This window comes from Sphingobacterium shayense, from assembly GCF_013179575.1.
GTDB classification, from domain to species: domain Bacteria; phylum Bacteroidota; class Bacteroidia; order Sphingobacteriales; family Sphingobacteriaceae; genus Sphingobacterium; species Sphingobacterium shayense.
On the sequence record NZ_JABMCQ010000026.1, the window covers coordinates 24,186 to 31,936 of the forward strand.

6 protein-coding genes are annotated in these 7,751 nt (G+C 43.7%); 1 reads left to right on the plus strand and 5 read right to left on the minus strand.

Annotation, left to right across the window (positions count from 1 at the left end; genetic code table 11):
• Positions 1 to 58: 58 nt before the first annotated feature.
• The 5 genes from HP439_RS05265 to HP439_RS05285 all read right to left on the minus strand — a co-directional run bounded on the left by HP439_RS05265 (position 59) and on the right by HP439_RS05285 (position 6,470).
• Positions 59 to 1,123 carry a LacI family DNA-binding transcriptional regulator gene (locus HP439_RS05265; RefSeq protein WP_172389295.1) on the minus strand — a complete coding sequence of 355 codons (1,065 nt, stop codon included), beginning with the start codon at positions 1,121 to 1,123 and terminating at the stop codon, positions 59 to 61.
• 220 nt (positions 1,124 to 1,343) lie between these two features.
• On the minus strand, positions 1,344 to 2,687 hold the full coding sequence (locus HP439_RS05270) for a Gfo/Idh/MocA family protein (protein WP_172389296.1): 1,344 nt from the start codon (positions 2,685 to 2,687) through the stop codon (positions 1,344 to 1,346).
• Between the two features lie 10 nt (positions 2,688 to 2,697).
• Entirely contained in the window at positions 2,698 to 3,732 is a 1,035-nt protein-coding gene (locus tag HP439_RS05275; protein WP_172389297.1) for a Gfo/Idh/MocA family protein, read from the minus strand.
• Positions 3,707 to 4,972 (minus strand): AGE family epimerase/isomerase, encoded by a 1,266-nt coding sequence (locus tag HP439_RS05280; RefSeq protein WP_172389298.1) that lies wholly within the window; start codon positions 4,970 to 4,972, stop codon positions 3,707 to 3,709. Before HP439_RS05280 ends, HP439_RS05275 begins: the two co-directional genes overlap by 26 nt.
• 28 nt (positions 4,973 to 5,000) lie before the next feature.
• The gene (locus tag HP439_RS05285; protein WP_172389299.1) at positions 5,001 to 6,470 is read right to left on the minus strand and encodes a sodium:solute symporter family protein; all 1,470 of its coding nucleotides are present in this window, start codon (positions 6,468 to 6,470) and stop codon (positions 5,001 to 5,003) included.
• Between the two features lie 171 nt (positions 6,471 to 6,641).
• Here HP439_RS05285 and HP439_RS05290 point away from each other — a divergent pair.
• Positions 6,642 to 7,751, plus strand: a 1,110-nt coding sequence (locus HP439_RS05290; protein WP_172389300.1) for a M20 metallopeptidase family protein, incomplete at its 3' end; no start/stop codon positions are given.

Sequence of the window (7,751 nt, forward strand, 5' to 3'; positions counted from 1 at the left end):
ACTGTGTAGGTACCCGATACTTAAACAGAGGCCTACCTCAGTGTTTCTCGTAATTCTATTAATTCTTGTAGAACTGTTGGTTTTCTTTATGGATGATATCGATTGGCATAAGGTAATCTTTATCCTGAGCTTCTTCAAACATAATAAAACGATAAAGCGCCTTTATCCCCCGATAAGCTTGCTCCTGCGGCTTTTCACAAACTAAGAAATCAATTGTTCCGCTATTTAAGTATGCTACATTCGTAGGTAAAAAATCGTAACCGATAAGTTTTATTTCCTTATTTTCAACCTCAGCCAAATATTTTGCGACCAGAGATACGCGCGAATTGGTGACAAAGAGTAGGCGAATATCAGGATGATCGGCCAGCAACGATGCAAGAGCTTTTTTTACCGCAGGATATCGCGTGTCGTAAAAATTTCGTTTGATAATACGCTCGGGATTGAATCGACGAAAATAGTCCATAAATCCCGCTTCCTTACGGAGTATGTGGTGATCGGATTCAATGTCCTTGGCAATATTCAGTAGCGCAAACTTGTCGGTCGCACTTACCAGGTAATTAACTAAATGTGCTGCAGTACGCCCACTATGAAATAGATCAGGCCCGAAATAGCTTAAGCTTTTTTGGCTAGGAATATCCGAATTTATAAATACGAAAGGTATTTTCTTTCTCGTTAAGGCCTGTGTGAAGTTCTCGGCCTCTTGGAGAAAAGCCGGCGCCAATAATACCCCATCCACGTTATCAGAAGCCAGGATTGTTCCTGCCTGCTTAATGAACGATTGCTTATCGTTCATATCATAGAACAGTCTTATTACCTTTACGTTATATAGCTTTATTTCATTTTCTGCTTGAATTATTCCTTGCAGCGGCACATCCCAATAATCCGTTTCTTTGGACACTTCAGGAATCAGGGTATATAACTGCATCGTCTTTGATGAGGCTAGTCGCCGCGCTAAAATATTAGGCTTATAATCCAAGTCCTTTATGATTGCGAGTATCTTTTCTTTTGTCTTTTGCGATACGCCCGTTCTATTGTGTAATACGCGATCTACGGTCGCTATCGAAACACCGGCACGCCGAGCGATTTCTTTGACACCTACTAATTCTTTATCCTTATTTTCCATATGCGACGTACGCAAATTTTTAATTATAACATTAAGCCCATCATGAGTGCATATTATTGAAGCCCGAAGTGCTTCTAGCTACCGACAAACGTTACACCTTTTGATATTTCTGGTTCCGCCAATTTAACTAAAATGCTTTAATTTGTCCTGCGGAAGCCAAAAACATTCATCATACATTAGCTAAATGTTCACCAGCAGCTTATTCTTGCAAACGAATTATTTAAACCTTCGGCTCCCAGCCCTTTTCATATTCCCGAGACCAGTATTTCTTCATTAGACCTTTATTTTTTATATGGCCTGTGTTTGGATCAATATGAAGGGTCTCTGCCGACCGCTGGGCGATGTTTCCTAATTGCACCAAAAGTGTACTCTTATAACCACCAGTAATATCTGAATTTAAACTTTTACCCTCTTTTATAGCAGCGAAAAAGTTTTGAATATGTATTGCATCGAGTTGCTGCGAAGGATTGGTTAAACTCGAGGTTTCCACTTTCGTGTCATCATCAACCTTTTTTACGAGACCACCTTTTAAATCAAATATCCGGTAGCCGTTGTTCCCATTGATTTGCAGCGCACCTTTTTCTCCATAGAATATTACACCTACGGTTGCCCCGTCTGTCGGAAGACCATTACAGCTTCTTCCTTCCCAACTTATCATAGATTTATCGGCAAACTCAATTCCAATATTTTGGGTATCAGGTGTTTCCCAGTCGTCCTTATAAGCAAAACGTCCGCCACTCGAGGTCACTTTTGTCGGGTAGTCCACCTGTAGGCCCCATCGCGCTAAATCGACAAAATGTGTTCCATTGTTTAACGCTTCCCCCGTCCCCCAATGCCAGAACCAGTGCCAGTTGTAATGCAGATAGTTGTCCTGATATGCTTTGCGCGGCGCTGGTCCTTGCCAGAGGTCGTAATCAAGCCAATCCGGAACTGACGTCTGCTGACCAATACCAATTGAAGGGCGGTTATTGGTGTACCATGTACGTGCGAAATAAGGCTTACCGATCACCCCAGCATGTAACTCAGCAATCCCCGCCGCAACATTTGGCCAAGATCTGCGCTGGTTGCCCATTTGAATAACATTACCGTACTTCTTTACCGCTTGCAGCAGCAATTCTCCTTCATGGGGATTGTGGCTACAAGGCTTTTCAAGATAAACATGCTTACCCGCCTGAGAGGCAAGAATAGCCGCTGGAGCATGCCAGTGATCAGGGGTCGCAACTACAAGTACGTCTACATCCTTATCATCCAACGCTCTTCTGAAATCCCCTTGTGTCTTGGGCAACGATTGTTGCCTTTTTTGTACTTCGACCATACAAGCATCGATCGCTCGCTTGTCCACGTCGCAGATGTATGCGATCTGCGCATTATGTTGCATTGCAAAATTGCTTGCCAGCGCTTTTCCACGAGCATTCACTCCCATCATTGCAATATTTAGGCGTTCATTCGCTCCGATAATATTTGCGTAGCTTTTGGCTGAAAACGTCGGTAATACACCGCCAAAAGTAAGTGCAGTGGTACCAATTAGTGTCTTTTTAATAAATTTCCTACGTGACTCTTCCATAAGGTAAAATTTAATTTTTGTTTAGTTTTACAAGTGTGCCTCCGTTAGATTTACTTTGGTCAGCAGCTTCTATAAAAGCACAGATTTCAAGCGTCTGTTCTGCGCTTACGGGCGCAACACCAGATTCAAAAAAGTTGATAATTTGCTCTAGAAGGGGATTGTACCCGTCGAATTTACCTAGGTACGTATTCCCTTTCTCACCGAAGACGATCCCTCCGTAGTCCGATTTTCCAGAACGCGTGCCGCGGTATGTTCCTAGCCGTCCATCCGCCCAATAACCAACCACAACATCTGTATCCTCGGTATGCAAACGCATAACTGATTCGCAGCCGGTCCCCATGATCGCGAAAAGCATTTCTATACCATGTATTCCATACCAATAGAAATCTGGATGTGTTGATTCTAAATGTGCTGGACTGTAGGTGTCTGCTCCAAGAACGGCCCCTACACTTCCCGATTGCACCTGTTTAATGGATTCCATATAGCGAAGTGAAGACGAAGAGAATATCGGAACCCCTTTTTGTCGGGCAAGTTCGAATATTTTCTTTGCATCATTATAGGACGCAGCAATAGGTTTATCAATAAATAATGTTTTGCCGGCCTGGATAACCGGTACTGCTTGCTCTAGATGGACGCGGCCATCATTGCTCTCAAGCAGAATTACATCTACTTTTTTTAATAAACTCGCAATAGAGTCGACGATTTCGACGCCTAGGGCTTTAACCTGCTCAATATAACCTGGTACCCGTTCGGTCGCGGACACAATATCTTTGCTCCCTTGGGGGTATGCAGCGACCACCCGGTACCCTTTGAAACGGGGCTCCGGATTCTCAGCATTAAGCGTCTTGGTGAAGGCCACCGCATGAGAGGTATCAAGGCCAATGATTCCTACCTTTTTCCCCTGCCCGCCGTTACCCAAAGCCGCCGGCCACCCAAAAGGATTGGCCAGTAATGAGGTTTGTGGATTTAACAGGCCAACGCTCATTGACGCTAAAGCAGCAGATTTCAGGAACCTGCGCCTAGTTAACTCGTTTTGTATTATCATGATCAGTTCTATTTTGGTCAAACATTCTATTTATAGTCCCCAACACAAACATCAGATGGCGAGGGTGATGATAATTTTCAATTCGTGTACCCGTCTGCGGATCATCCGTACGTCGGTTTCCCCCGATCCGCCAAGGGCGAAATGGGAGTTCATGTTGCACATAATAAGTTTGCAGGTAGGTCAGTGTTTTTTCAAACCATTGGTACGCCCAAGGGTCGTTTTGTATTTCGATCAGTAGTGTACACCCGATAAGTACTTCATGCTGCGCCCATAATACTTTGTCGGTTAAAAAATGATAGTTATCAATACTTTCTAGCGAATGAAAAAAACCACCATACAGATCATCCCAAGCAACCTCAACGTGCCGTCTAAAGCGTTTTGTTGCCAACTCAAAAAGCGCAATATCGTTCCTGCGATGGGCTTCTTTGATAACCATCCACAGCGCCTCGATCGCGTGACCGAGATATGCGAAATCATCCCAGTCGATATCGCCTTTTGCCTTATGGTCGCTCTTGACCTCTAAAAGCAAACCGCATTCCCGCTGAAAATGGTTTTCCATAAGGGCATTTATACAATGGTCCACAATCGCAATTATCTGTTCGTCATCACCATGATCCTCTAGATAGCTGGAGCTTACGTTTAATAATATCATCCAGTGTCCTAGTACATCTTGGACGGAAGCTTGGCGCCCACCGGGGGCATAATCTAATATATAGCGGTAAGAAGGCTGCTGTATGAGCGTATATACGTCCATTAAAATTGCTTTGCCTTTTTTTTGAAAATCGATTTCCTTCACGGCACTGCCATATGCAATGTAAGCCTCGGCAACAAACAGATTACCGTAAATATCGCCTTGCCGCTCATTGAGATCTAGACCATACTGGTTATACGACCAGGGCCAGTAAACCTGCTTTTCATCCTTCGTTTTCTCAAGTAGCATTAATGTTAACCTAGCCTTATCGAGATATTGGGAGTCCACGCCGTGATCTCTATATAAAATCGCATATATCCATGCTCCTCGGGCATCGTACCAAGTTCGCTTGTTGCTGGACAGACGATCCCCACGGTAGCCGCAGCTACAGCAAAAACCACCGTGCTCATGATCAAAAACATACTGGTCTATAAACGGAAGGTAATCGTTAAACAGATACTCACGATACAAATTTTCCAACTTTCCAAAATTCTCCTTAATAGCGGTTAAGCGGTCAGGCAGGATATTTTTCGTTTGTTTAAAATCCATATTCCCTTTATTTATCATTTAAAAAAGATTACTCGCTGTCAATTGATTTCAACAAACTATCGACTCGCTCCGGTACGGGCGCTTTTATTAATTTAGCATAGCCCGTGTATAAAATTAATGAGACCAACAATGGACCCGCTAGCTCACCGGCAAGACCGGCCTGACCAAACAGCTTGAGTATGACAAATGTGAATAATCCCCCGACAATCGACAACAACGCCGCACCGCTTCCACTGTGGCGGAATGCTGGAAGAAGACCAAGAATCATTGGAATAGAGATCGGGCCCAAAAGTGCCGCAAACCAGGAGATTATCAGACCGATTACCCCGCCAAATGAATTCGCATTAAAGGCGATAATAATAGTTAGGACAATAAAACTAAAGGTTGTTACCCGAGCAAGAATAAGCATTTTGCGCCGATCGAAATCTTTCACTTTTTTATTTAGTACGGGCAGAATATCACGCGTGATGACCGAAGAAATTGTATTGGCGTCTGAAGATGTCATCGAAAGCGTCGTGGAAAATAGCGAAGCTACCATCAGTCCTAAAAGTCCTGCGGGTAGAAACTCCATTGCCATCATCGAATAAGACTGTTGCGGGTTCGCCAGATTAGGGAAAAATATGGGGGCTGCGAACATAGGGAAGAATAATACAAGCGGCCATATTAAATAAAGTACGGTAGATAGTATTGCTGCCTTTCGTGCCTCTCCACCAGATGGTGAGGAAATAAAACGCGTAGCCAGATTCCAGGTTCCCCCACTATAACTAAAGAAATTAATCACTAAAAAAGCCATTGCGAAACCAACTGTATAAGGTTCATTAAACCAATTGCTATGGTCGTCGGGAAGCTGATCCCACATTGTAAATACTCCCTTAGGGCCATCTCCAAGCCTTAAGAGTACAACCACAAACATAACTAGTCCCGACGCCACTTGAATCAAAAAAGACATAAAATCGTTTAGTACGTCTGCCCATAACCCTCCGAGAGTCACATAAAACAATGTAACAACGCCAGAAAGCACAATACCGGTGCTTACTGGCATACCGGTAAATGCGTTTAACAGAATACCCACTGCTGCCCATTTTGCGCCTACGTCAAAAAGCTTTACCAGTACGCCACACCAAGCCATGAGCTGCTGAGTAGGAATATTATAACGAGTCGCCAAGTATTCTGTCGGCGATTGTATCCCTGTTTTCTGCCGAAGACGTGCCCAGCGCGGCGCTATAAAGAAAATCGTTCCAATCATCGCAATAGCGATAGTTAGTGCCCACCATACGTACATCACAAATCCGTGGGTGTAGGCAATAGATGCATAAGCCACAAACACCGCCCCGCTATATCCTGATACGTGATGGGATATCCCGGACAGCCACCAGGGTAGCTTGCCACCTGCCGTAAAGAAGTCGGCTGAGGAGGATACTTTAAAGTAGCTATATATACCGATGCCAATCAGTAAAGCAAAAAATAGTACTATAATAATGTAATCGATGGGTTGCATGGCTTATCGATGATAAATGAGTATAATTGATAGTAATACACGGTTAGTTTGAAATTGTGTACGTACCCGAAATTACAATTTTAAATTTCAAATTACAAATGTTCGTTTGTATTATTGTAGAATAATTCATTGGAATTGTTTAGAATGTGCGAAAAGCCCTAGAAAAAACGAATGGAAAACAGTTTAATAAGCCCGAAAGAATATAAAGAGTTGCTTAGTCAGGCCTCTAATTGGCGACGACACCTACATAGATACCCAGAGCTATCGTTTCAGGAGCATAAAACAACAGAGTACATAAAACAGGAACTGACACAAATGGGAATCCGTTTTGAGGCTGTCTCCCCTACCGGTGTAATCGGATTCATCCAAGGTAACGGCAAAAGTGATCGTAGCGTAGCGCTGCGGGCGGATATTGATGCGCTTCCAATACATGAAGAAAATACACACGACTATTGTTCGAAAATTAACGGATCTATGCATGCTTGTGGCCACGACTACCATACATCCAACTTACTCGCGACCGCTAAAATACTACAGAGTGCCCGATGTAGGATCAACGGAAATATTATTCTCATTTTTCAAGCTGCCGAAGAAAGAATTCCTGGAGGAGCCAAAGCGATCGTTGAGTCTGGTATCCTCGACAATAGAAACCTTGAAGCGGTAATTGGCTTGCATGTTTCTCCGCAATTACCGATAGGTCAATTTGGATTTAAATCTGATATTTTTATGGCTTCAGCCGATGAGATATACATCAATATACATGGTAAAGGCGGTCACGCCGCTCAACCACAGCTAAATACTGACCCGGTCACTATTACCGCCCAATTGTTAGTTGGCTTACAGCAGATTGTATCAAGAAGCGCCGATCCGCGTATCCCGTCCGTACTTTCCTTTGGTCGTGTCGAAGCACTTGGGGCGGCAAACGTTATCCCCAGTGTGGTACATATAGCCGGTACGTTTAGAACGACCGATGAGCATTGGCGCCAACGAGCATTGATTCAAATCGAAAAATTCGTCCTCGAGCAGAGTTCTGCTATGGGAGCATCGGCAGACGTGGACATCAAACATGGCTACCCCGCCCTCATCAATAGTCCCGAAATTATTGCTCACCTAAAACAACAAGCGGAGTTGTTGGTTGGAGGCGTTAACGTTATCGATATGCCTATCTGGATGGCCGCCGAAGACTTTGCATATTATACGCAAAAATATCCAGCGGCATTTTTCTTAGTAGGTACTAAAAACGAAGAAAAAGGGATTCTATCTGAACTGCATACTCCCACC